Source organism: Polyangium sp. y55x31 (assembly GCF_029946505.1).
In the GTDB taxonomy this organism is placed as follows: domain Bacteria; phylum Myxococcota_A; class Polyangia; order Polyangiales; family Polyangiaceae; genus Polyangium.
Genome location: NZ_JARZHG010000009.1, coordinates 259145 through 283625 on the forward strand (window position 1 = coordinate 259145; position 24481 = coordinate 283625).

Sequence of the window (24481 nt, forward strand, 5' to 3'; positions counted from 1 at the left end):
CGGTGCGGCGGATCCCGCTTGCACCGATGCACGATCCTGACCGAACATGAACTCCGTGTCTGCCGCGCAAAGCCTATCCGACAACGAGCCGGTGAGCGTCGGCAAGTACAAGCTGATCGCGAACCTCGGCCGCGGGGGAATGGCCGACGTGTTCCTCGCCGTGGTCGCGGGGCCCCTGGGCGTGAACAAGCTGCAGGTCGTGAAGCGGCTGCGCGCCGAGTTCGCCGAGGATCCCGAGCGCCGGGAGATGTTCCTCGACGAGGCGCGGATCGCGACGCGCCTGAATCACCCGAACGTGGTGCAGACGTTCGAGGTGCACGCGGAAAAGGGAGTGTACTTCATCACGATGGAGTACCTCGAAGGCGCGCCGCTGAACCGGCTCATCAACCGGTCGTCGAAGACGAAGACGCCGGCGCCGCCCGGGGTGCTGCTCAGGATCCTCGCCGACGTGCTCGCAGGGCTGCACTACGCGCACGAGCTCGCCGATTACGACGGCAAGCCGCTCAACATCGTGCATCGCGACGTGAGCCCGCACAACGTGATCGTCTCGTACGACGGTCAGGCGAAGCTGCTCGATTTCGGGATCGCGAAGTCCGACGTGCGCATGATGGAGACGCGCACGGGAATCATGAAGGGGAAGCTCGGGTACATGGCCCCCGAGCAGGTGCGCTGCAGGCCGCTCGATCGGCGCGCCGACGTGTTCGTCGCAGGGATCGTGCTGTGGGAAATCCTCGCCGGCCGCAAGATGTGGGACAAGGCCGCCGACATGGAGGTGCTCCACAAGCTCGCGACCGGCGATTTGCCGTCGATCGAGTCGGTTCGTCCAGACGTACCTGCCGCGCTCGCGAAGATCTGCGCCAAGGCGCTTTCGTACGATCCGGTGGATCGATATGCGACCGCCGCGGAGATGCGCGGCGCGATCCTCGACTACCTGGACGGCGCGAAGATCCGCGTGACGCCGGAGGACATCGGCAAATACGTCACGGCGGTCTACGCGGACAAACGCACCGAGATCCGGAAGATCATCGAGCGGCAGATCGCGAAGCTCAGGCAGAGCGAGGCGTCGTCGCCGTCGGCAGAGGACATGCCCGCGTCGTCGATGCGCGTGATGCGCGTGGATACGGCGCACGGCGGGAGCGAGCCCGGCGTGGGGGCGAACCTGCCGAACCTGCGGAGCATGCCGCCGTCGATGGAAGGGCCCGACGCAGTCGCGCCGGAGATCCCGCCGCCGCCGAGCCTGCCCGCCCCGACGTCGCTGGAGGCGCCGCCGGTGACGCCGACGCTCGACCGAAACACGGTGCCGAAGACCGAGCCGCCGGCAGCGAAGACGAAGCAGCTCGCGCCGGTCGAGCCGCCGGCGGAGCTCGCCGAGGCGGGGCCCGAGTCGTCACGCGGGTCGGACCGCGCTCGCTGGCTCGTGGCGCTCGTCGTGGTGTTCGCGGCGGCCGTGGGCGCGTTCGTGGCGCTCAGGCTGAGGCAAACCCACACGTCGCCGGCGCCGCCCGCGGCCGTGGGGACTTCGCAGCACGATGCGAAGCAGCCGAGCTCCGGGCCGGTCACGCCGGCCACGACGACGACGACGCCGCGGAAGTGAAGCGCTTGCCGGGGCAGCGTGCCCGCGCTAGTCGGCGGCTCGACATGAGCCGATTCTCCCCGCGCGCGCTGATCTTCGACATGGACGGGCTGCTCGTCGACTCGGAGCCGCTCTGGCACGAGGTGGAGCGCGCGTTCGCCCGCGCACGTGGAGGCGAGTGGACCGACGCGATGGCGCTCGCCTGCACGGGGCAAGGGATCGGGCGGATCGTGCACATCATGGGGGAGCAGATCGGCTTTCCGGTGGACGAGGCGCGCGACGTGGCGGAGCTCGAAGATCGGTTCCTCGCGCACGTGGAGAGTCTTTCGCTGAAGCCGTTTGCCCGGGCGTTCCTGGAGGAGGCGCGGGGGCGGCTGCCGATCGGGCTCGCGTCGTCGTCGCCGCGGCGGCTGATCGATGCGAGTCTGAAAAGGTTTGGCCTGACCGACCATTTCGACGTGACGGTGTCCGGGCAGGAGGTGCCGCGGGCGAAGCCGTGGCCGGATGTGTATTTGCGCGCGGCGGAGCGGCTGTCGGTCGGGGCCGAGGGGTGCCTCGCGCTGGAAGATTCGAAGAATGGCGTGCGGGCAGCGAAGGCCGCGGGGATGGCGGTGATCGCGGTGCCCGAGGGGGATGGGGCCGCGTTCGTGGAGCTTGCGGATGTGGTGGTGAGGAGCCTGGAGGAAGCGCGGGCGCTCGTGCGGTTGCCGTAACGCCCGCGCCGGAAGGGGATTCAGCAGGGTGCTGAGAAGCGCAGCGAGCGCCTCGGCTCCCCTGACCTTCGGCCAAGAGTCGACGGTCCGGTGATCATTGAAAGAAGCGTGATGCTCCCGCGCGGGCAGGCGACCGGAAGGGGGGAGGCGGAGGCGAGAACGTCAAGGTGAGCCACCGCTGCCAGGGGGCGGATTCGGGTGATGGCGTGGCACTTGAGGGATGGAATCCCAGGCTACATTTAGGGGTATCAGTTTAGGGCAAGCATCGGGGGCACTTAGCCGATTCCGCCTCCGCTTTGCGCCTCCGCGTCGTCGGGGGAGTCGCTGCTATCCTAGTTGGACACGCGGCTGGCTTGCCGGATGCGGTTACTCCGGCAATGAGTGACGGTTCTTGCTTGACGTCATTGGCGTTCCCCTCTCTTTCGACACACGTCCGGGACTGCGAGGACCCGTCTCATGACTCATCCTTGAAGAACCTCAATAGCTCGAGAAGTCGTTCCCTTGGCATCCCGACGCGGAGCTCAAACTCCCAGTCTTCCAGAGCCTGATTGGTCTCCCGTAATGCCGATATGATGATGTCCAGATCGTCGGCGGACATCAGAACGCGAACCGAGCCAGAACCGAGTCGCTCGATTTTTCTATTCATAGCAGATCCTGAAAGTAACGAAGAGCATCCTTCGGGCGGAACATCGTCCCCTCGTGCCCAGCCTTGGTGATGACTATAGTGCCCGAAGGCTCGTGGAAGAAGGCGGTACGTCCACGTGCCAGATCGCGCACGAGAGTTTCCGACGATGTCATCACGCGCTCGGCTCCCGCCGCGTATTCGGCCCGTGACGAGATCAATGCGAATTCTCCACGTGCGACGACATGTTTGTCAAACCCGTGACCACTTCCAATGTTGGCAGCCAATGACCTGGCAGCACTTCGCTCCGCAGCAGTAACCGCACGAAACGCGCTGACGCCCGTCCCCGACGCTCCTACCCCCACTGTCGCGGCCGTCGTCACAGCCTCCAGCCCAAGCGGGATGAGCCGGTTGGCCAGCCTGGCGTAGCAGTCGGCCTTGTTCATCTGGCCACGCGACGTCGCGATGAGGGCGTTGTGCCGCGCCCGGACGCCGCCGGCGAATGCGCCGAAGCCTGTATAGAAGAGGAAGCCGTTGGTTGCCGAGTCCATCGCGGGGCCGTACGCCCGGCCGTCGAGGTCAATAAAATTCACCGGGTCATTGCCCGCATAGCCGTACAGGTTGAGTCCGCCATTGAAGCGGCTCGGGTCCTTCGTCGTCCAGCGCCCGAGGGTCGGGTCGTAGTCGCGGGCGCCGAAGCGGACGAGCCCGGTGTCCTGGTCGAGCAGACCTCCAGCGAAACCGAACGGGTGCGCGTCGTGCGTTCCCGGCGTCGACAGCGTATCCACAACGAACGTGGCGTTGCCGAACACGTCGAAGTCGATGCGCTGCACGATGTTGCCCGTGGCCAGATCGATGACGAGGCGCGGGCTGCCCAGGTGATCCTTGAAGACACGGTAGGCGACGTCCTGCTGCTGCGGCCCCGCGTTCGGCTTGACGATTATGTCCGGCGCGCCGCTCGTCGGGTGGACGAAGATCGAGACGATGTTGCCGCTGCTGTCGACCTCCGCCTCGGGGAGCAAGCCCGTGCCGTAGACCCAGCCGCGCACGAGCTGTCCGCTTCCGTCGAGGCGCGCGACGCGGCGGCCCTGCGGATCATTGAGGTAGTTGATCGTCTGTCCGCCCGGCAGGGTGACGCGGAGCAGGCCGCCCAGCGCGTCGTAGTTGTAGATGGTCTGCTGACCACCCACTGTCTTCGACATGAGCTGCCCGTCGTCGTTGTACGCGTACGTGGCCGTACCGTACGAGCCCATGCGGTCCTGCGCGTCGGGCACCCCGGTGACCGTTGCGCCGCCCGCAGGGATGAAGCCGGTGCGGTTGCCTGCGGCGTCGTAATCGTAATGATCCGCGACCAGGCTACCATTCTTGAAGACGTCCTCGAGCTGGCCTCGCAGGTCGTACACGTACTCGTACGTGGTCGTCTGGCCATCGATGATTTCGGTCACTTTCTCGATGCGTCCCGCAGCGTCGTACCGGTCGTACGAGAAGTGCGCCTTCAGGGTGCCGTTGAAAAAGAGCTTTGACGATGTCAGGGCGCCGAAGTCGGTCTCGTAATCGAGGTCGGTCACCACCTTGTCCAAGGTCGTGGTGTCGAGCTTTCCGGATGCCGGATCGAGCGACAGCGAAAGCTCCCCAGCATCGGTCTTCACCTCGGTGAGCAGACCATCGTTGTCATACTCGTAACCGATGGAGTGGCCGGCGATCGTCTCGGCCTGGATGAGCAGATCGTCGTAATGCGTCCAGCTCACGGTGAACGGGCCGAAGGGCGCGTCGGTGAGCATGATGCTCGTGGGTAGCGCGCCGTCATAGCCTATGACGAGCTGGGCCTTGTTCGTGCCGCAGGTGCGGGTCAAGGTATGCGGCAGGCCTTCCCCGTTGTACGTTTCCTCGTCGACGCAGGGCTGGTTCGGCAGCCCGGTGAAAAACGTCGACCGGACGCGGCCGAACGCGTCATATGAGAACTCCACGAAGTCCCCCGTCGGACGCTCGTAATAATCGAGCATCCCGTTGGGATGGTAGAAGTAGCGCGTCGGCTTGGGGATACTGTTGAGGACCGGAGGCGTGTAGATATCGAGCAGACCCACGTCGGTGAAGCTCTGCGTGTGAGTCTGCGTCGGCGTCGGCGATAGCGAGAGCAGCTGGCCCATCGCATTTGGGACGAAGGTCACGTTGCTCAGATCCGGGCGCGTCAGGCTCGTCTGGCGATTCGCGGCGTCGTAGCCGAACGTCGTCCAATGTGTCGTGTCATTGGGCTCCGACGCGGTCGAGAGGCGACCCTTGGTGTCGTACGTGAACGAGATTTGCCGCGGCACGGACGCGCCCACGCCAGCGGTGATGGTGGCCGGCTGAGCGGGGTGAAGGTTCGGCAACGGATCGTACGTCTGCTCGATGGGCTTACGACCCGGGCCCGCAGTGGAGACGGGGCGACCCCTGTCGTCGAGCTGCATCGTCGCCACGCGGTTCGCCGGCGACATCATCGTGATGAGCTTCTTGTCGGACGCGCTCGGGTCGTTCTCGATCCTCCAGGTCGACGTCTTTGTCGAATTCGATGTGCTCCGGGTCGTGGTCTCCAGATACGTCAGCGTCGTGAGGTCCCATGCACTGGCATAGCTCGCGCTGCGAGAGCGACTCGTGGTGAGCGTGTGCGAGCCTATCGTGATCGTCTCGTTCGCGACGTAGGGCGCCAGCATGCCGAAGCGCGGATCTGGCAGCAACCTGGCCACGCGCGTGCTGAGCACCGTGCCGTTCGGGCCCCGCTCCTCCGTGGTTTGAACCCCCTCGGGCGTGACGGTGATCGTGATGGTGGAGCCGTCCGCCGAGACATGCGTGCGCTCGACGGCGCCGCCGCCCTTGGGCTCCACGGTGTGAAGTTCCTGCTGCGACCTGGTAATGCCGAACGAATCCTCGAACGACGGCCCCGTCCAGGTTACTGTGGTGAGAAAGTCCTGCTTGTCACTGTCGAGCGTCTGTGCCGCGAGCAGCGCGTTCTCGTCCTTTTTCAGGCGACCCCAGCCATCGTACTCGAGTGTGGTCGTCTCGTTGAGGGGATTGGTGAACGTATGCAGCAAGCCCTCGGCGAAGCCACCGAGGTTTGCCCCGACCACGTTCATGGGCGGCGCCACGGCCGGCCAGTACGTCATCTCGAAGCTCTCGGACTTCGGGTTGGTGACCTTCTGCAGGTAGCCTTGTGCGTCGAGCTCGAAGTGCGTCACCTGGCCGTTGGGCGCGGTAATCGTGCCAGCGGTGTAATCGATCGACGTCACCTGGCCGAACCCGTCGATCACGTTCTCGAGCCTGTACGTACCAGGGTCGTAGTCGAAGGTATAGACGACGTGACCGGTCAGAGCGTTGTACGTTCGCTGGTGCCGGCCCGCGAAGTCGAACACGTACAGCTCCTCGCCGCCCTCCGAAGGAACGGTGATGTCGGTGGCAGAAAGGCCGGGCATGAAGGGGGAGATCCGCGCGAGTTGGTAATCGCTGCGGCTGCCGACGAAGACATCGCCATTCGGAGCGAACGCAATACCCGTAGGAGTAGAGAAGTAGGCCGCGAGCGCCGCGCCGCCGTCGCCGCAGAGGGGGGAGCCGCCGAGGCAGGATGCCGGCTGGCTGTTCTCCCAGAACTTGCCTGCGAACGTGGCGATCACGCCATTGTCCTTGGCGATGTCGGCAGAGTTCGGATCGTTCGGATCGGCCTTCTCGTAGGCGGTGACGAGCGGGGGCTCGATGATGCGGACCACCTTGTTGGTAGAATCGCTGAACAGGAGGCTGCCATCGCGGGCGAGGGCCATGGCCAGCGGGTGAGCGAGCTTCGCCTGGTTTGCAGGACCGCCGTCCCCGGAGTAACCGGAAGTCGTCGACCCGGCGACCTCGCGCAGAATGCCATCCGTGCCCACGGCGCTGATGCGATGGTCGTGCGCGATGAACAGCGTCCCGTCCGGCCCCACGAGCAACGCCCTGACGGTTCCGAGCGCGGTCTGCACGGCCGGCTTGTTGGTGACGGTGCTCAGGCTGCCATTGAGGCCATTGCCGGCGACGGTCCAGATCCTCCCCGCAGGATCGATGTGGCGGATCACGTCTGCGCCCCCGCCTACGACGTTCGTGGTCGCGACATACACGCTGCCATCCGGGGCGACCGCGAGGGCCCTCGGCGACTCGAGGTGCACCGACGTCGCCGACTGGCCTTCATTGGCCGGCAACCAGTTTCCACTGGGACCGCCACCCGCGATGACTTGATGCGTTTGATCGGGGTTGATACGCCACACGCGATCGTTGTTCAAATCGGCCCCGTACAACGCACCCCCGGGCCCCATCGCCACGTCCATCAGGCCAGTGACACCCGGTGCATACGTGCTGACGATCCCGGCCGGGTCGATGCGCCGGATCGAATCGGCGGCGCCGCCGCTGATGACGTACAGGGTTCCGTCCGGCGCGCTCGCCACGCGCTCGAAGTCAAGTGAAACCGACGCAGCAGGTTGGTTCTCGTAGCTCGGATGCCACGCCGCCGAGACGCCATTGCCGGCGTAGCTCTTGAGCTTCCAGAGCGTGCTGTCGGCCTTGCGCCGATCGCCGTTGCCCAGGTAGAGCGTCTGGCCCTGCACATCGTAGGCGTGGTGCACGTCCAGGCTCCAGCCGCCGATGCGATCGAGCCGGCTGTTCCAGTGGCCGATCTGGGTCGCGTAGGACCGCCAAAGGATGACAGGTGGCGGCGGGGAGCCCACCACTATACTGCAGGGTCCGCCGCCGCAGGTCTGGCTCGTGTCGCTGCCGCCAAAATAGGGCGGCGCGCCCCAAATGCCGGGGTACATGTAGCCGACATTCACCCGGGCATGCTGGGCCCCCTGCAGCAGGCGCCCCATGGAATCATGCCCCGACCACGCCACGTCGAAGTTTCCTTCGAAATTGACGCCCAGGTACCAACGCTCGTACAACCCCGCGACGAGGAGTTCCACCACCGTGGCCATCGCCTTCGGGTGTAGGTTCCTCTTGATCGGGATCCGTAGCGCTGGCAGCCGCCCTGGCACGTTCCCCGAGGAGTATGCGAGCGAGAACGGCGTCCCTACTACGGGGATCTGCTCACGCACGACCTGATTTTCGCATTCGATGATCGAGCCAAGCTTCTTGCAGGGATCATCGAGGTCGGTCGGCTTGATGTCCTCCGGCCCCGGCGGTTGGGCGCCCTCCGGCGGGCCGACATTCACGTTCTTGTCGAGGGGTGTGAAGTGCTCCATCCGGGTGCGCCACAGGAACTTGCCAATCGTGTACTGCTTGGCGAGCTCCCGGAGCTCATAGTCGGCCTCCGGGGCGTTCGGATTCGCCAGCCCAGCAATCGCGATCGGCGAACCGTTCTGGGCCATGCCCGCGGAGAGCACGGCCTTGCCGTTCACGATGTCCACGATCTGCACCACCTGGGCATTGCTCACCTCGGTGCGATTCGTGTCGGGGTTATAGGCCTCATTGGGCACCCATGTCCCCCGCTTCTCGTCGTAGTAGCCCACTGGCACCGACATGGGCAGCCCGAAGTCCAGGAAGTTGTCGAGGTAGATGGTGACGGGTTTGCTGAAGACCACCCGCTCGGCCCCCTGTGCCTCGTCGATCTCGTAGGACGCGCAATATGTATACGCCACGTTCGCCGCGAGGCTGGCAGGCATCGCGGACAGCCTGTTTGCGCCGTCCGTGTATTCGGTCACCCGCAGGTGAGCATTGCCCTGGATCAGCACCTGCGTGCCGCCGGGCATGTAGGCAACGGCGCTGGTTGCCGGCTGGAAAATCACCACCGGCTGCCGCATCCCTCGCTCGTCGACGATCACCTCCCCCTTCGCCGTACTGCCATTCAGCAGATCCACCGGCGCCGATACCTCGCTGCGGGGGAGCATCTCCACGACGTCCGCGGTGGCGTACTCGTTCCACGCCGTCTTCACCCAGCGCTGCGACGGCAGGTAGCCCGGCATCTCATACGCCAGCGTCAGTTGCTCGCCGCCCTCGACCACCAGATCGAATACGCCGTTGCTACGCGTGAGCGTGTAGCCGAACTCCGGGTGCTCGAGGATGGAGACACGGACGTTGGCCAGCGAAGTCCAGTCATTCTTCACCACCCTGCCGTGCACGATGGCCACGTGCAGGGCATCGAACGAGAGCGCGGGCTGCCCATCGAAAGGCTGCTGCAGTGCGGGGACGCCCGGAAGCGCCGGCTGATACAGGCACTTGGCCGCCTCGGCGACGGTGGTCGTCTTGCTGAGATCGTCGAGGTCGCAAACCGAGGCGTGCAACGTTCCAGTGTTCGGATCGCAGGCCTCGAGCGGGACATTGAGGCCCCCCAGAGGCTGCCCCGGCTCGCACCTGCCCTGGCCGTTGCAGGTTTCCTGTCCATTGCAAGCATTACCGTCGCTGCAGGACTGCCCTTGCGGCGCCCAGGTGGTCCCCGAGCACTGGCCGACGCTGTTGCACTGGCTCGCGGTCGTACAACCATTGTCGTCGTCGCAGACGGCTCCCTGGTGGATGGTCGTCGTGCACGCCCCGAGGCCGTCGCACTCTGCCGTCACGCAAGGGGGCATGTCGCCCGCGCACTTCGTCCCCGCGGCCGCGGGGCTCTGCGCGGGGCTGCAATTCCCCATACCGTCGCAGGCATCCATGCCATTGCATGCCTGGCCATCATCGCACGACGTCCCCGCCGGCGCGGTGCCAGACAGGACGCATCGCCCAGTCAAATCGCAGGTCCCGAAGCCCGTGCAAACGTTACTATCGTCGTCGCACGGCGCGCCGGGTATGGGGAAATGATAACATGGCCAGTTGGGATCGAGGCCTACGGGTGAGTCCCACGTGCACGGGTTATGGTCATTGCAGGTCCCCAACGCCTGCACGGCGGTACCGAGCTCCGCCTCCTCCGCGCTTCCAAGCGCGTTTGAATCACCCTGGCAGCCCCCGGCAAAGCCGAACGCGCCGAGCAACGTCGCGAAGAGTGTCCACTTGAAGAAAAATGCAGTCCGAGCCGAAGGTCCAATATGCCGACCCATGAGCTAGCTCCAAAAAAGTCACGCCCGTGTGGGGCACTCCACCAAGAGTGACCCACTTACATGCATCCGGTGGGTGCGCGCGCACACCTAGATCGAACACTGTTGGTGTAGCAAGAACAAAATGTGAAGAGCACGGAACCCACCGGCAGGAGCCCCATCCAACATGTCGCAAGTGCAGGCCGCCGTCGACAACGCCGACGACGGGCTCGACTCCTTTGCTGGTCGCGTCTCGCGCGGTCGACAACGAGATGGACGGCAATACCCGCAAGCAGCTCCGGGCCGCGCTCTTTAAGAACAAATCGCTCGCGAAATTCCGGCGGCCGGTCCTCGGTGGGTGGCTCGCCCCCATAGCAATTGGAGCGAGACGCTCGCGAAATGCGGCGTGCCCGCGCTCGTCGCCATGGTCCCGGAGGTGGAGGAGATCGTCGCGGCGGGCAAGAGCGCCGAGAAGTTACGCAAGAAAAGCGCAGACTTGCAATCGCGACTTTCGTGACGTCGACATACGCAAGCAATTCGTCGACAAGGTAGACGCTCAGCGCCGCTGGCCGGTGGGGGTACGCTTGGACGTACCCCACCGGGATGATGTACGAGGCGTGACTAAGCGGATTTTGGGGTTTGAGGCGGAGCGCCGGAAAGAGCTAGCTCTGCCGGCGGCGACGCGCGAGCAGGCCTGCAATCGCCGCGAAGGCGGCGAGCGAGGCGCCCGCGGGGACGCTGGACGAGCCGGGGACCGCGCAGCCGCAGCCGCCGGGGTCGTTGGTGACGGGGCCGCCCGCGGTGCCGTCATTGCCACCCGTGCCGCCGCCGCCCACGCCACCGGCGCCACCGGCGCCACCCGCGCCGCCCGCGCCGCCCGCGCCGCCCACGCCCGACGATTGCTCCGGGGTGAACGTCAGGTTCGTGAAGAGGCCGTCGCCGTCGCCGGCATTGGCGACCATCACGTAAGCCGTCTTCATGCCGGCCGGGACCATCGCGGTGGTGTTGTACGCATTGAGGCCCTGGGAGCCGCCGCCGTCCGGCGTGAGGACGACGGTGTCGGCCGTCGGCTTGAAGGGCCCGTACGTGAACTGGAGGGGCTCCTCGCCGAAGCGGATGAGGACCTTGGGCTCGAAGCTGCCGCCGCCGAACGGGGAGCTGCCGCCCGTGGTCGCGCCGTCGAAATCGATGGTGAGCGATTCGGTGTTCTCCGGCAGGGGCACGCGGACCTGGATGACGCCGGGCACGTAGCCTTGCTGGTTCGAGCCGATGTTCGCCGCCGTCACGCTCGGCGCAAACCAGACGCCGACGGTGCCGCCGCCGCTGGTCTGGACGGGGAGCGGGCCCTCCATCGTGGAGCCCGCGAAATCGAGGATGCGCGTGCACTCGGGCAGGACGCCGCGCGTGGTGAACGCCGCCTCGAGCTGGGTGGCGACGGCGTCGCCGAGCGGGGAGGTCTTGACCTGGGCCATGATGAGCTCGGCCATTTCGTGGTAATGGAGGTCGCCCGAGGGCGCGGCCTCCATCGCGGCGAAGACGGCGAGGTCGAGCTCGCCCTTCTGGGCGTCGGCCAAACCCTTGCGGACGTCCCAGAGCGCGCCGGAGAAGAGGGTCGCGTCCTGGTGAACCTCGCCGCCGATGGCCTTGGGACAGGCGTCGGGGGCCGCGAGGCTGCGAATGGCCTTGCCGCTCGGATCGGCGTCCAGGATGGCGTATTCGCCGACGTCGGGGTCGCCCGTGATGGCCGACGAGAAGTAATCGGCGAGGCCCTCGTTCATGCCGCCCGGCGACATGACGATGCCGTACGCGTCGAGGTGCGGGGTGCCAACGAGCTGGATCGTGGCGTTGACGACGGCGTGCGTGAACTCGTGGTAAATGACGTCGCCGTCGTAGGCGTAATCCTTGTTCGGGCCCTGGCCGAACATCATGGCGGCGCCCGAGATGCCGAAGATCAAGCCGAAGGGATTCGAGGGATCCGCGGGCGAGAAGAAGGCATTCGGGAAGGGAACGAGAGGAACGTTCGGGTTGCCGATATTCGCCGGGTTGCCGCCGTAGAGGCCGTCGGGCAGGCGCAGGTTCGCCACCGCGTCGAGCGGGGCTTCCTGGACCTTGAATTCAGGATTGAAGGTCCGGAAAAACCGATACGCGATCTCGGTGTGCGCGTACATGTGGAGCTCCGAGAACGGATCCTCGGACGCCGTGTCCTCGGCCGGCACCGTCGACGTGAAATCGAGCGTGCCCGCGTCCGCCTTCACCGTCTGCACGAGCTCGCAGGTATGGATGGTGAAACCCATGATGCTCTTCGTCGTCTTCATGTCGATGCAATTGCTCGCGACGACGAGGGGGCTCGAGAGTTGGTCGGCCCCGTCCGGCAAGCCCAGCGTGACAGTGTGCGTCTGCGGCGATTTGACGGGGTTCGACGGGAAGATGTCCGCCTGGTGCACGGAGACCGCGGCGTTGTAACGCGCCACGATGTCGCCGGTCTTCGCGTCGACGACGACGACGGGCGCATACGGAATGGCGAGGCCGGGCGCATAAAAATGCCAGGCGAGGACATTGCCGCCGCCCGAGGGCCAGATCACGAGCCGGGCCGTCTTGGGGTTCATGTCGACGCCGGCCGATTTGGAGGCTTTTTCAGCGAGGTCCTCGGCCGAAAGCGCGGGCACGACGTCGGCGGGCAGGTCCTCCGAGAGGCGCGCCGCGACGATACGCGCGACGCCGTCGTCACCGTACGAGACCGTAGCGCCGCGATGCAGCACGGGCACGCCCTGGTGCATCTGCGGCATCTTGACGATGCGCCGGCCGCCACGCAGCGTCGCGCCGCGCGCGGGGCCGAGCGAGAGGCTCTGCGACCAGGGCGCGCGCTCCGCGAGGATGGCGCGCGCCGAGGCTTCGAGCGCCGCGGGTTCCGCATCCTTGACCGAGGCGAGCGACTTCTGCGCGGCGGGCGAGAAGGAGCCCACCTCGAGGAGTGTGCGCGGTCCGGAGGCGGCGAACGCCGTCCCGCCGAGCGCGAGGACCATCAAGCTTGCCGAGAAGGAGGAGAAAAAGCGCATCGTTGACCCTTGCTTTGGGAAGTCCGAGGACTAGGGACACGCACGGAAAAGGGCGCGTGCGAATCGATCCTAGGAAGCCCCGAAAGCGAGGGCAACGATTGGAATCGTCCGACGAGAATGTAGCGTCGGAAAATTGACTAGTCGCGGATGCTTTCGCACCGCGGGCAAGCCGCCTTGAGCCGCTCGTTCGCGCGATCGATGCGCTCCTGCGCGGCAGCACAACGATCGTCCTCTTTTCCAGCGAGGTCGCAGAGCCGCGTGGCGGCGCGCTTCATCGAGGCGTACGCGCGGCACGCGCCATGGCAAGGGCTCTCCTCGCCGCCGGTCGCCGACATCCCCTCGGGCGTAACCGGCTTGGCAGCCCCCGCCGGCGCTCGCTTGGGCTGCGGTCGCGGAGCCGCAGCATCGGCCGAGGACTTCCTCTCCTCGTCCGCCACGACCATCACGTTGAGGAAGGTGATCTCCCAGCGCGCCAGGTCCATCTGGGCGTCGTCCGGGGTCCGGAGCTCGTCGGAGGCGGCCGTCGACGAGACGGTGGCCGTGGCTGCAGAGGGCGGCGGCGGCGCAGGCTCGGCCGGGACCTCGACCGCCGCCGTGGCCGGGGCCTCGGAGTTCGGAGCCGCCGCGCAGGCGGCGAGCGCGACGGGCACGAGCGCAAGGAACAAGGACGCCGGACGCAGGAGACGCAAGGACATGTCGAAACCCCCAAACGCGAAAAAGGCCGGCACCTTACGGTGACCGGCCCTTTTCTCTCTCTGACTCGCGATCCGTGTGGACCACTTCGGGGTGCGAAGGGGGGGACTTGAACCCCCACGGTGTTACCCGCTAGCACCTCAAGCTAGTGCGTCTGCCAATTCCGCCACCTTCGCTCGGAACCGCTTGCTTCGAGGCGACGGAACCTACCCGTTCCGCCTCCAATGTCAACCACTTTTTTTACGGGGCCGTCGAGGTTGTTCTCAGGCCGTGAGCGCCGCGACAATCTCGCCGATCTCGAAGGGCTTGCGCACGGCCTTGACCTCGAAGGACGCGGGCAAACCCGACAGGTCGCGCACGTTGCCCGAGATGAGGACGATACGCACGGACGGGTTCGTCTCGCGGATCTCGACGAGCGCGCCGTGCACGTCCGCGCCGAACGGCGAGAGGTCGCAGAGCGCCGCGTCGAGGGTGCCCGTCTGGAGCGCGACGCCGAGCTCGGCGCGCGTGCGCGCATGCACGATGGTCGCGCCGCGCGCCGCGAGCGCCGCCTCGAGCAGATCGAAGACGGCGTCGTCGTCCTCGACGACGAGGATACGTTTGCCCGCGAGGACCATCGCAGGCTTGCGCGCCGAGTGCGGCGGCGCCGGCGGCGAGGAGGGGCGGCGAGGCCAGCGAAGCTCGAACCGCGCAGAAGGCTCGGCCCGCACGAGCGAGAGCGTGCCGCCCGACTCGCGCGCGAGCGCAGCCGCATAACGAAGGCCGATGCCCGCGCCGCCCGCGCGCGTGGTGACGCCCGCGTCGAGCAAGTTGGCGCGGCGCTCGACGGGCACGCCGGGGCCTTCGTCGGTCACGCCGAAGACGACGTCGTCGAGTCCGTCGAGCTTCGCGTCGAGATGCACCGAGCCTCGCGCAGGCGAGACGGCGACGGCGTTGAGCAAGAGGTTCGTGAGGATCTGCAAGATGACGGAGGTGCCCGGCAGATGCGCCGTTTCGAGCGCAGGGTCGAGCGAGGTGCGAAGCTCGACGCCGCCACGTTTGGCCTCGGGCTCGCAGCCCTTCGCAGCCTCGGCGAGGATCGTCGCGACGGAAGCGGGTACGTCGTCGGGGACGTCGGCGCCGATCGCGCGCCGGACGATCTGCCTCGCATGGCGCGCGCGTGATGCGGCGATGGCGAGCGCGTCCTCGACGGTGGGGAGGGAGTCGATCTCGCCACGCGCGCGGTCGATCCATCCGAGTACGACGGTGAGCGCGTTCGAGACCTCGTGGAGGACGCCCGCGAGGTCTCGATCGGTCGAGCGTCGCAACGCGGGATCGCCGTCGATGCGCGCGCTCTCTTTGTCGGCCAAGGGCCCGCGGCTCGCATCCTGCGAAGAGCCTCGTCCGCGCGCCGCCTCGTCCTTACCGGTGTCGGACTCCGCCACGCCTCCAGCCTATCCCGGACCGAGGCGAGCGTGTACCCCCGGGACGCAGGCGCGTGACAGCGCGCACGCCTACTTCGAAAGCGCGAGGGACGGAGCGAGGGGCATCTGGTAGCGGCCCGCGAAATCCGTGGCGCCCTCCGCAATCTGAATCACCACGGTCTCTTCGGTGCCCGAAGCCTTGACCGGCATCCACGCGCGAAGGGTCGCGTTCGGCACGATCTGTCCAAGTGGATCACGCACCTCGCCGCGGAGCACGACGGGGTACGGGAGGACGAGCGCGCCGAAGTCGAAGGCTTGACCGGCCACGACCTTGACCTGTGGGTTCGCGATCCACGGATAAAGCGAGCCGGGCGGCGGGACGACGAGCAGATCGGCGAGGCCGGGATCGGCGAGCAAGGAGAACTCGCCCGCGAAGCCGAGCGGCGTGGACATCGGTTGCGAGGCCGGCGCGTCGGCGAGGAGGCTGCGCGAGAGGTACGGGCGCGCGGGCGTGCGCGAGGGGGAGACGGAGGCCGAGCCCATGGAGAGAGGGATGCCGTTCGGCAGGACGACCTCGCCGGAGACGATGGACTTGTCCCGGACCGTAAAACCCTTGCCGCAGACGCATTCGCCGTCGGCGGGGACCTCGAAGCCGTCCTCGGTGGTGACGGCCTTCGTGAGGTCGAAGGTGGGGTGCGTGGTGACGCGGTACTTGCCGGGCGGCAGGAGCACCGAGAATATCCCCGCGTTGTCGGTGTCGACGACGGCGCTGTAGATGGCGCTGTTCGAGGCGTTGCCGGAGAGCTCGAGGCTGCGGAAGGAGACGGTGGCGACGACGGCGGCGCTGCTCGCGTCGACGACGTACGACGTGACCTTGCGGCCGACGGCGTCGAGGTCGATGAGGGTGAGGTCGGCCTGGATGTTCTTGCTGTCGGGGTTGAGGGGGCTCAGCGAGGCGACCTGCCAGAAGAACTTCGGCGCATTGGGATCGTCGGGCGGCGGCCGGAGGCGCAGGATGGGCGAGCTCTCGAGGCCGAAGTCCCAGTAGTACTCGAGGTTGTATTTCGTGAAGAGCGCGAGGGGCGGGTCGACGGTGAGGACCTGCGTGCGCGAGACGGGGATGCCGTGCTTGGGCTCGACGACCTCGATCGACCAGCCGTTCAAGTCCTTGCCTTCGGGGAAGGAGATGCTGCCGGAGATGACGCGCGGCGCCTCGGAGAGGTGGAGGTCGATCTGGCCACCCTGGTTGAGGTCGATGCCGCGGTAGTACATGGGCGGCGGCGGCGGCGCGGGGCAGTTCTCGGGCGCGCGCGGGACGACGTGCACGTCGTAGATGCCGGGCGGGATCTCGACGGAGTAGGCGTCCGTGAAGCCCTCCTGCTTGACGGCCTTGGCCTCGTGATCGGGCAGGCCCGCGTGCTGGGCGTCGCGGTAGAAGGTGAAGTCCGCTTCGAGTTTGCCCTCGGGCGAGAGGGGGCAGCCCTTGTAGTCGTAGTCGACGTAGAGCTCGATCGGCGAGACGACGACGTGCGAGAGCTGGATGTCGTGCTCGACGACGAGGCCCGCGCTCGACTGGTCGATGAAGCCCTCGCCGCCGAACGGAACGAGGTAAGGCGTGTTCGCGCCCGAGTTCGCCTCGGCCGTGGGGCGCACTTCGAGGATGAGGCCGGGAAGATCGACCTTGGTGCCGACGCAGGTCTGGAAGCCGTCGACGCTGGCGCAGACGCCGCCGCCTTGGCAGTCCTCGTCGGAGGAGCAAGCGTTCACGGCCTCGTCGGCGAATCCTCCGAGCGCGAAGCATCCGGAGAGGATGGGCATGGCCGCTGACACGAAGAGAGCAGAAGTCAAGGAGAACGCGCGTTTCAAGGTCAACCTCCCGTGGTCCCGGCGTCGTTCAGCTCGCTCGTCACCGCCGTGGGATCGAGCGGGCAGCTAACTTCGGCGGTTGGACAATTCTCCAGGACCGGCGGACAGTCGCCGACGTCGCATTGCCGGAAATGCCAGGTGATCTGGCTCGAATCCCGGAGGTCTTTGGGACAACCGGTCCTGGTATCGAATTCATGCGAGACAACGAGCGTCAGGCGATGGCAGCCGGGCTGAAGCGCAACCACGCCCACCTTGTAAAGAACCCCCACGAGCGGGCGTGGCCCGTCCGCCAGCGTCGCCGCCGGTAGCTCCGGCCAATTCGGCAATATGTTCCGGAAGGGCTGTTCCAAGGGGTTCTGAAGTCCGTAATCGATGTAAAGAGCGGCCTTGACGGATTCCCCGGCATCCTCGGAGGCCACCGACGCGGCAATCGGAAATTCGGGCAAGCCGAGGTCGCCGCCCACGAGCAGGATGGAGCGCGGATCGGGGTCGAGGCCCGAGGCGACGAGGATCGGCGGTGTCTGCTGCGGCTCGTACGTGACGGGCTCCGCAGTGACCAGGCAACCTGGAGCGAGCAGGGCGAGCGACATCGCCTGAAGCGATCTTCGGGCCAGCGGGCCGAGGCCCGGGAAATGGCCTTCAGGCGAAGACGGACGGCGCGGCACCCCTGACAGCGCTGTCAGGTCCTGGAGTGCCTGCGGCACGGGCCTTCGAGGCGCGCTGGGAGGGTCGAGCCGACGCGCAGGCGAGAGGGCGGGCGAGAGCGGGCGAGCGACGAGCAAGGGCACCTCCTTCTGGGGCGTGGCACGGCGCAGCGGTCGCCGCACGAGCCCCTTCCATCAAGTGCCACGGAATCGGCTCGGCGGTCCGTTCTTGTTCCCTTCGGTGGACGGCGCCGCGCGGAAGCGGGCCTCGGCATACTCGCTACGCGTGGCGAGTCGAACGAGATCGGCGAGGGCCGGATGCGCCGCGCAAGCCCGCGCGAGGCCGCCCTCGGCCGTGAGGGGCATGTCGAGATCGAGCTTGAGCTCGGCGACGACCTGGCGAAGGGCCGTGGGGAGGTCGCCGCTCGCAAAGAGGCCGGCGCGGCGAGCGGCGCGGCGAGCACTCTCGATGGCGGACTCGTAGGTGATGCCGTCGGGCTGGGCGAAGATCTCGCGGAGGCGACGGTCGCCACGAGGCGGGACGATTTGCCAGAGGTCCTGGCCGAGGCGCGCGACGCCGGGGTCGGTGCCGCCGGTGGGTCCAACGGGGCCGAAGGCGGCGCGGAGGGCCTCGATGAGGGTGCGCAGGTGCTCCTCGGGGAGGCGGACGAGGACGTGCTCGGGCATGGCGCCGGCGATGGAAGCGCCGAGGAGGTAACGAAGCTCGGGGGTCTCCTCGCGGATCTCGCCCGTGAGGACGACGGCCGGCGGCGCGAGGAGCGCGACCTGGACGTTGAGGGCAGCCTGGTTCGGGGCGCCGGCGGGGACGCGGCGGTGGAAGAGCGGGGTGCGCGCGGCGCCGAAGACACGCGTGACCGAGCCCCAGACGTCGCCGAGGACGGTGGGGGCGCCGGGCTGGACGCGGAGGGCGCCGGTGAGGCCGTAGTGGCTCGGCTCGCGGCGATAACGGCCGGTCTCCCAGGTGATGGCGAGGGCCTCGTTGATGGGGCTCTCGACGTTGCGGAAGAGGAGCGCGAGGACGAGCTCGGGGGCCGAGGCGAGCGCGGAGAGCGGCGGCGGCGCGACGGCGCGGCCGGCCGGATCGAAGCCGGCGAGGACGTGCTCGACGGCGCGGGCATAGGCGCCGTTGCGGTCGAGCTGGGCGGCCTCGTGGAGCTTCTGGAGCGTCACGCGATCGCCGGGGCGCAAGGAGGCCTGGTGCTTGCGGACGACGAGGAGGTCACGCGAGCGCGCTTCGGCGTTGCCGCCGTAGACCTCGACGAGGCGCTCGCCCGCGTCGTACGAGCCGGCCATGAGCTGCTCGAAGAGCGCGGTCTCGCGCGCAGGTCCGCCGCCCGGCGCGGGGGTGGGAGGCGCGGTGCGGGCGCGCGGCTGCGCAGGCGGCGCGGGCTCCTCGGCGAGCGGCGCGGGAGGTGGCATTTCGGCGGGCGGCGGCGGCGGACGGAGGCCCGTCGGCATGGAGCGGATGGCGCTCGCCGCGAGGGGGATCGGGATGTCGTCGTCGTCGTCCGCGCCGTCGTCGAAGGCGTTCTCGAACGCCTCTTCGAGGTCGAGCATGAGGCCCTGGCCATCGTCGGTGAGCGGCGCGGGGGCCGGCGGCGGAGGCGGCGGAGGCGGCGGCTCGGAGGGCTCGACGATGAGGCGGGGCCTGCGCGCATGCGCGAGCTCCTCGGCGATCTGCGCGGCGAGGTTGCGGTCGGAGGCCGCGAGGGGGAAGGCGTCGGCGTAGAGGCGGATGGCCTCGTCGGGGTCGGTGGCGACGACGAGGCGGCCGAGCTGGTAGAGGAAGCGGGCGCGATCGAGGCCGGCGCTCTGGCGGATGAGGTCGAAGAGGGCGGAGCGCGCAGCCTCGGGCTCGCCATATCCCGCGACGAACTCGAGCTTCTTGCGCATCGCGATCGGGCGGGTGTCTGGCTCGACGGCAGCCGTGTCGAGCAGGCGCGAAGCGGTCTCGAGCTGGGCCGCGGCGAGGGCGGCGTCGGCGGCGGCGAGGGCGACACGGCCGCGGCTGCGGAGGCCGCGGAGGTCGCCGCTCAAGGCGCGCTCGAAGAGGGGCAAGGCCGCGTCGAAGTTCTTGTTGCGCACGAGGCGCTCGGCCATGCCGAGGGCGATGAGCGGAGCCGGGCCGAACGCGGCGTGCCGGCGCGAGAGCTCGCGCATGCCGGCGCCGCCGCCCTGGATGACGTCGAGCTCCTCGGCGAGCAGGAACGCTTGGAGCTCCATCTGCTCGGGCGTGAGGTGCTCGCCGATGCGCATGAGCTCGTCGATGGCGTGTTGCGCTTCGCGAGGCGTGCCGCCGCCGCGCGCGCGGTACTCGAGGCGGCGCGCTTCGAGGACGGCGTCGGCGGAGTGCGGAGCGAGGCGGACGGCGCGGCGGACGCGGTCGAGGGCCGTCGCCTCGTCGCCGGTCGAGGAGGAGGCGCGGGCCGCCTCGACGAGGTAACTCGCGCGTTTGTCCGCGGGCTCGCGGGAAGCGGTGGCGAGCTGATCGAGGGCCTCGGAGAGGGTGCGGGCGTCGCCCTGATGGCGAGCGATCGCGACGCGCAGCTCGATGACGGCGTCGCGCGCGGCGATGGGCGCGATGCTCTCCAGGATGTTGCGCGCGGCCTGGGCGTTGCCTCCGGCGAGCCAGTCGTTCGCGGCGCGGATGCCGTACTCGGCGCGCTCGTCGGTCTTCGCGGAGAGCTCGCCGAGGCGCTGCCAGAGGGGCGCGGCCCGGAGCGGCGATCCGAGTCGCTCGCGGATGTCGGCGAGGAAGCGGAGCGCGCTCGGATCGTCGGGCGTCTCCGCGAGGAGGGCGTCGAGCTCGGCGCAAGCGTCCTCCAGGCGGCCGAGGCGCTGCTCGAGGACGGCGGCGCGGCGGAGGCGCAGGGTGCGGCGCAGATCGGGCGCCTGTGCGGCGGCGATGCGCTTGCCGAGGATCTCGGCGACGGCGGCGTGATCGCCCTGCGAGGCCGCGTGCGCTTCGAGGCCTTCGAGGGCCTCCTCGTTGTCGGGCGCGAGCTCGCTCGCGGCCTTGAGGTGCGCGACGCCGGCCTTGTGATCCCCGAGCGCTTCGAGGAGCGCCGCGAGCTCACGCAGGATGGAGGCGCGCGTGACCGCGTCCTCGGTGCGCTGGAGCTGGAGGTTCAGGAGCGCGACCTGCGCGGGGCGATCGCCGGTGCGGCGCGCGAGGCGCAGCGTGGTCGCGAGCAGCTCGTCGGTCGGCTCGCTGTCCTGGAGGATGCGCTTCAGGACGTCGAGCGCGGCCGCGTCCTCGCCGCGTCCCGCGAGCATGGTCGAGAGGTCGACCGCGATGCGCACGCGGGACATGGGCCCGAGGTCCTGCCGCGCGAGCTCGGAGGCGAGAACGGCCTCGGCCTCGCTCGCGCGCTCGGACAGGACGAAGAGCCGGCGCATGCTGGAGAGCGCGGCCTCGCGTTGCTCGGGCGTGATGCTCGGCGAGCGCAGGGCACGCTCGAGCGTCTCGATCGACTCGGCGAAGTTGCCCTCGCGCTCCCTGCGCTCGGCGACGTGCAAGAGGGCCGCGAGGCGAACATCCGGCGCGACGGCAGCGTCGAGGTCCCGCGCGAGCGCCGCGTCGCCCGAGGCGAACACGGCCGCGTCGGCGTCGCTCACGAGCAGCTCGTCCTCCGGGGCGCGGCGCGCCGCCTGCACGAGGAGCGTGCCCGTGACGAGCGGATCGCCGAGCGCCTGCGCGAGCTTTCCGCCGAGGCGGAGGAGCGCGACGCCCACGCTCGCGTAGGGCTTGGCGACGGCTTGCAGCAGCGCTTCGAGGAAGGCGCGTGTCGCCGCGGCGTCGCCGGCCGCAACCACGGGCGCGAGCTCGACGAGCGTGTCGTATTCGTCGATGTCGCCGTCCGCGGCCACGGCACGCTCGACGAGCGAGAGCCCGAGCGCGTGCGCGCCGAGCGCGCCGAACGCGACCTTGGCGAGGGCCACGGCCACGCGCGCGCCGTCGGGCCCGTCGGTGCGTTTCAACGCGGCGAGGGCCGTGCTTTCGAAGCGGGCGACGAGCGGCCCGACGTGGCTCACGGATGCGACGAGCTTGCGCAGCGCCTCGCCGATCTCCTCGACGGTCCCGAGGTCCGGCCGCGCCGAGAGGGCGCGCAGGAGCAGGTCGAAGCGCATGCGGCTGCCCTCGCCCGCGGACTTCGCGAGCGAGGCGGCGCGCTTGAGCCACGCGGCCCGCACGCCTCCTTCGGCCGCCTCGGCGACGCGCTCGATCGCGCGGATCGCCTCGGTCGGGTTGCCGCCGCGCTCCGCGAGGCGCGCCATCAAGACGTACGACGTGCCCTCGGAGGGGACGGCCTCGTAGCACGCGACCGCGTGGCGCAACGCCGCGTCGATCGCGCCTCGTCGTTCGAGCTGACGTGCGCCGCGGTAGTGCGCCGCGCGCCGCCCGTAACAACCGAGCGCGGCTGCGGCGAGCACGTCGTACGTGCGATCGAGGACGTCGATGCCGCCTTCCACGGCGGACGATCGCTCGACGATCGCCACGGCCTCGGCGCGTGACGGATCGATCTGGATCGCGCTCGCGCCGATCTCGAGGGCGCGCTTCGGCAGCCCGTTCGCGACGGCCAGGTTCGCCGCTTCGATGAGCAGGCTCGCGCGCCTGCGCGGCTCGTTCGTGAGCGTCTCCGCGCGCCGCACGATCGCGTCGAGCGCGGCCGCAGGCCCCGCGAACGTCACGAGGTCGCGCGCGTACCGCTCCATCCCGCCGCGCGGCGCGGCCACGGCGGCGCGCCAGAACGCGTCCTCCGCGCCTACCGGATCTTGCGCGAGATCCCAGCGCACGGCCCCGAGATCCCGGAGCCCGCTCGACAGGTTCTCCAGGGCCGACTGCTCCGGCCCGTCGACGAGATCCCCGAGCGCGCGCACCCTCGCCTCGACGAACGAGACGAGCCCGTCCGATCCGAGCGACGCGCCGCTCTGCTGCATCTTGTCGTCGAGCGCGTCGAGGTGCTCGTGCAGGTGCCGCGACTCCGCGCCCTTCTCCGCGGCGCGCGCGAGCTCCGCCGCCGCCCCGTCCCAGTCCTCCGCCGCCGCGCGCCGCTGCGCCAGATCGAAGAGCCGCTCGATCGTGCGCTCGTTCTTCGTGTCGGCCGACACGAGCCGTTCGAGCAGCACCACGCCGAGCGCCACGTCCCCCGCGCGATCACTCATCGCGAGCAGCCGACCGCGGAGCCCCGGCACGCGCGGCCCGTACATGTCGAGCGCGCGCCTCCCGACGTCGATCGCGCGCGGCGCGTCGAGCTCGAAGAGCAGCGAGAGCGCGTCGCCGAAGAGGCTCGACATGTCGTCGAGGGGCCGCGGCTGCGCGAGCACCCACCCGAGCGCGTCCTCCAGCCGGTCCGGATCGTACGCCTGCGAAGCAAGCCGTACGAGTTCACGCATCGCGTCGGGGCACCCCGGGCGGAGCGCGAGCCAGCGCTGCGTCCACGTCACGGCGAGCGCCATCTCCCCGACCGTCTCGAACGACTTCGCGAGACCCTCGCAGAGCGACGAGCGGATCAGCATCGTCGACGCGCCGCCCTCGACCGCCATCGCCGCGTCGAGATCCGGCATCGCGATCGTCGCCTTCGCCAGCGCCGACAGGGCCCGCGCCGACGCGGGATCCGCGAGGCACGCGTCCTCGGCCGTCCTCCGCGCGAGCGACGCGAGCCCGAGCCCGAGGTAACCCTCCGCGGCCACCGCGAGCAGGCTCGCGCTGATCTCTCCATTCGTCTCGGCTGCGATCTGCACGAGCGCGTCGGCGCGCTCGCGCTCCTTCGACGCGCCGAGCGTCGCCTGGAGCAGCGCCGCCGCCGCGACCTCCGAGCCCTTCGCGCGCGCGGCGATCGACGCGATGCTCCCGCCCTTCTGCCGGAGCTCGCGCCGCACCGAGGCGATCCCGTCGAGCGACGCGAGCGCGACGGCGCGATCCGCGAGCAGCCCGAGATCACTCTCGACCTCGGCCACGATCCCCGCGTCGAGCACGGCTGCGATCGCGCGCGCCGCGCTCCCCTCGTCGAGCGCCCGCGACACGCGGCGCAGGTGCACCTGCCGCGCGCGGTACCGGTTCGTCTGGAAGGCGGCGAGCGCGTGATCACGCAACGCCTCGTCGGCCGCTCCCGCCGCTCCACGCGCGGCGAGCGCGTCGACCATCGTGTTCGCGGCCATCTCGTCTTCGGGCGAGATCTCGAACGCGCGCAGCCGATCCTCGAGCGCGCTGTCCGCGTCCTCGAGCGCCTCGTGCCGCGCCGCCGCCGTCAAATATCCCGCCGCCGCGTCCGCCTTGGGAATCGCCTCCTCTGCCCAGGCCGCGATCGTTCCGACGAGCTCGAGCGGCATGGGCTGGCTCGAATCGAGCGCCGCCGCCTCCTTCAGCGCCGCGGCCGCGCCCTTCGGATCGGCGCCTCGCGCGAGCAGCACGGCGATCTTCAGCAGCGTCTGCGCCGACGAAGCGGGCCGCGCCGGATCCACCGATGCGCGCAGCACCTCTGCGGCCGCGACCGGCTCGCCGAGCCCCGCGAGCCACTCGGCGAGCTCCGAACGCAGCGCCTCGTCCTCGCCGAGCGCGAGCGCGCGCCGCGCCATGTTCACGGCCGTATCGAGCTCCGTCTCGCGTGACGCGAGCAGCCGCCCGAGCGCGTTCGCGGCTTCGCGCTCGCCTGCTGCGTCGCCGGCGTCTCGACACCGCGCGACCACGCCGCGCAGAAAGGCGATCTCCGCGCGCGGCCCGTGATGCCGCACGATCGGCTCTTCCGTGCGGTTCGCCTCCAGCACGAGCGAACCTGCCGAGGTGGGCGCTGGCCGGTCGGCGAGCTCGGGCGGCGGCATGGTGCCGCGCCGCGCGACCGGCGCGGCGTCTTCATCCGTCGCGGAGAAATGGGCCGAAGAGCTCATGGAAGGGCGCGGCCAG

The 24481-nt window shown here is 69.0% G+C and carries 10 protein-coding genes and 1 tRNA gene; 3 read left to right on the plus strand and 8 right to left on the minus strand.

What is annotated here, in order from left to right; genetic code table 11:
• The first annotated feature begins 46 nt into the window (after positions 1-46).
• Positions 47-1594: a serine/threonine-protein kinase gene (locus QHF84_RS18905; RefSeq protein WP_281314722.1), complete on the plus strand. Its 1548-nt coding sequence runs from the start codon at positions 47-49 to the stop codon at positions 1592-1594.
• Positions 1595-1638: 44 nt separating this feature from the next.
• Positions 1639-2286, plus strand: coding sequence for an HAD family phosphatase (locus QHF84_RS18910; RefSeq protein WP_281314723.1), 648 nt, complete (start codon positions 1639-1641; stop codon positions 2284-2286).
• A 642-nt stretch (positions 2287-2928) separates the two neighbouring features.
• Here QHF84_RS18910 and QHF84_RS18915 read toward each other — a convergent pair.
• Entirely contained in the window at positions 2929-9174 is a 6246-nt protein-coding gene (locus tag QHF84_RS18915; RefSeq protein WP_281314724.1) for an RHS repeat-associated core domain-containing protein, read from the minus strand.
• Between the two features lie 1078 nt (positions 9175-10252).
• On the opposite strand from QHF84_RS18915, the gene QHF84_RS18920 reads away from it, so the two are divergent.
• Positions 10253-10411 (plus strand): hypothetical protein, encoded by a 159-nt coding sequence (locus QHF84_RS18920; protein ID WP_281314725.1) that lies wholly within the window; start codon positions 10253-10255, stop codon positions 10409-10411.
• 145 nt (positions 10412-10556) lie between these two features.
• On the opposite strand, the gene QHF84_RS18925 is transcribed toward QHF84_RS18920, so the two are convergent.
• From QHF84_RS18925 to QHF84_RS18955, 7 genes are all read right to left on the minus strand, one after another.
• On the minus strand, positions 10557-12950 hold the full coding sequence (locus tag QHF84_RS18925) for an MYXO-CTERM sorting domain-containing protein (protein ID WP_281314726.1): 2394 nt from the start codon (positions 12948-12950) through the stop codon (positions 10557-10559).
• 137 nt (positions 12951-13087) lie between these two features.
• Complete coding sequence (locus tag QHF84_RS18930; protein ID WP_281314727.1) at positions 13088-13645, minus strand: hypothetical protein; 558 nt, start codon at positions 13643-13645, stop codon at positions 13088-13090.
• A 92-nt stretch (positions 13646-13737) separates the two neighbouring features.
• A tRNA-Leu gene (locus QHF84_RS18935) sits at positions 13738-13819 on the minus strand.
• 87 nt (positions 13820-13906) lie between these two features.
• The gene (locus QHF84_RS18940; protein WP_281314728.1) at positions 13907-15067 is read right to left on the minus strand and encodes an ATP-binding protein; all 1161 of its coding nucleotides are present in this window, start codon (positions 15065-15067) and stop codon (positions 13907-13909) included.
• Between the two features lie 69 nt (positions 15068-15136).
• Positions 15137-16912 (minus strand): carboxypeptidase-like regulatory domain-containing protein, encoded by a 1776-nt coding sequence (locus QHF84_RS18945; RefSeq protein WP_281314729.1) that lies wholly within the window; start codon positions 16910-16912, stop codon positions 15137-15139.
• Positions 16913-16914: 2 nt separating this feature from the next.
• Positions 16915-17502 carry a hypothetical protein gene (locus tag QHF84_RS18950; protein ID WP_281314730.1) on the minus strand — a complete coding sequence of 196 codons (588 nt, stop codon included), beginning with the start codon at positions 17500-17502 and terminating at the stop codon, positions 16915-16917.
• 249 nt (positions 17503-17751) lie between these two features.
• Entirely contained in the window at positions 17752-24465 is a 6714-nt protein-coding gene (locus QHF84_RS18955; protein WP_281314731.1) for a hypothetical protein, read from the minus strand.
• Positions 24466-24481 lie beyond the last annotated feature (16 nt).

Coding starts and splice junctions, on each gene's coding strand:
- QHF84_RS18905 (WP_281314722.1), top strand. CDS start 47: ATGAACTCCGTGTCTGCCGCGCAAAGCCTATCCGACAACGAGCCGGTG.
- QHF84_RS18910 (WP_281314723.1), top strand. CDS start 1,639: ATGAGCCGATTCTCCCCGCGCGCGCTGATCTTCGACATGGACGGGCTG.
- QHF84_RS18925 (WP_281314726.1), bottom strand. CDS start 12,950: ATGCGCTTTTTCTCCTCCTTCTCGGCAAGCTTGATGGTCCTCGCGCTC.
- QHF84_RS18930 (WP_281314727.1), bottom strand. CDS start 13,645: ATGTCCTTGCGTCTCCTGCGTCCGGCGTCCTTGTTCCTTGCGCTCGTG.
- QHF84_RS18950 (WP_281314730.1), bottom strand. CDS start 17,502: ATGTCGCTCGCCCTGCTCGCTCCAGGTTGCCTGGTCACTGCGGAGCCC.
- QHF84_RS18955 (WP_281314731.1), bottom strand. CDS start 24,465: ATGAGCTCTTCGGCCCATTTCTCCGCGACGGATGAAGACGCCGCGCCG.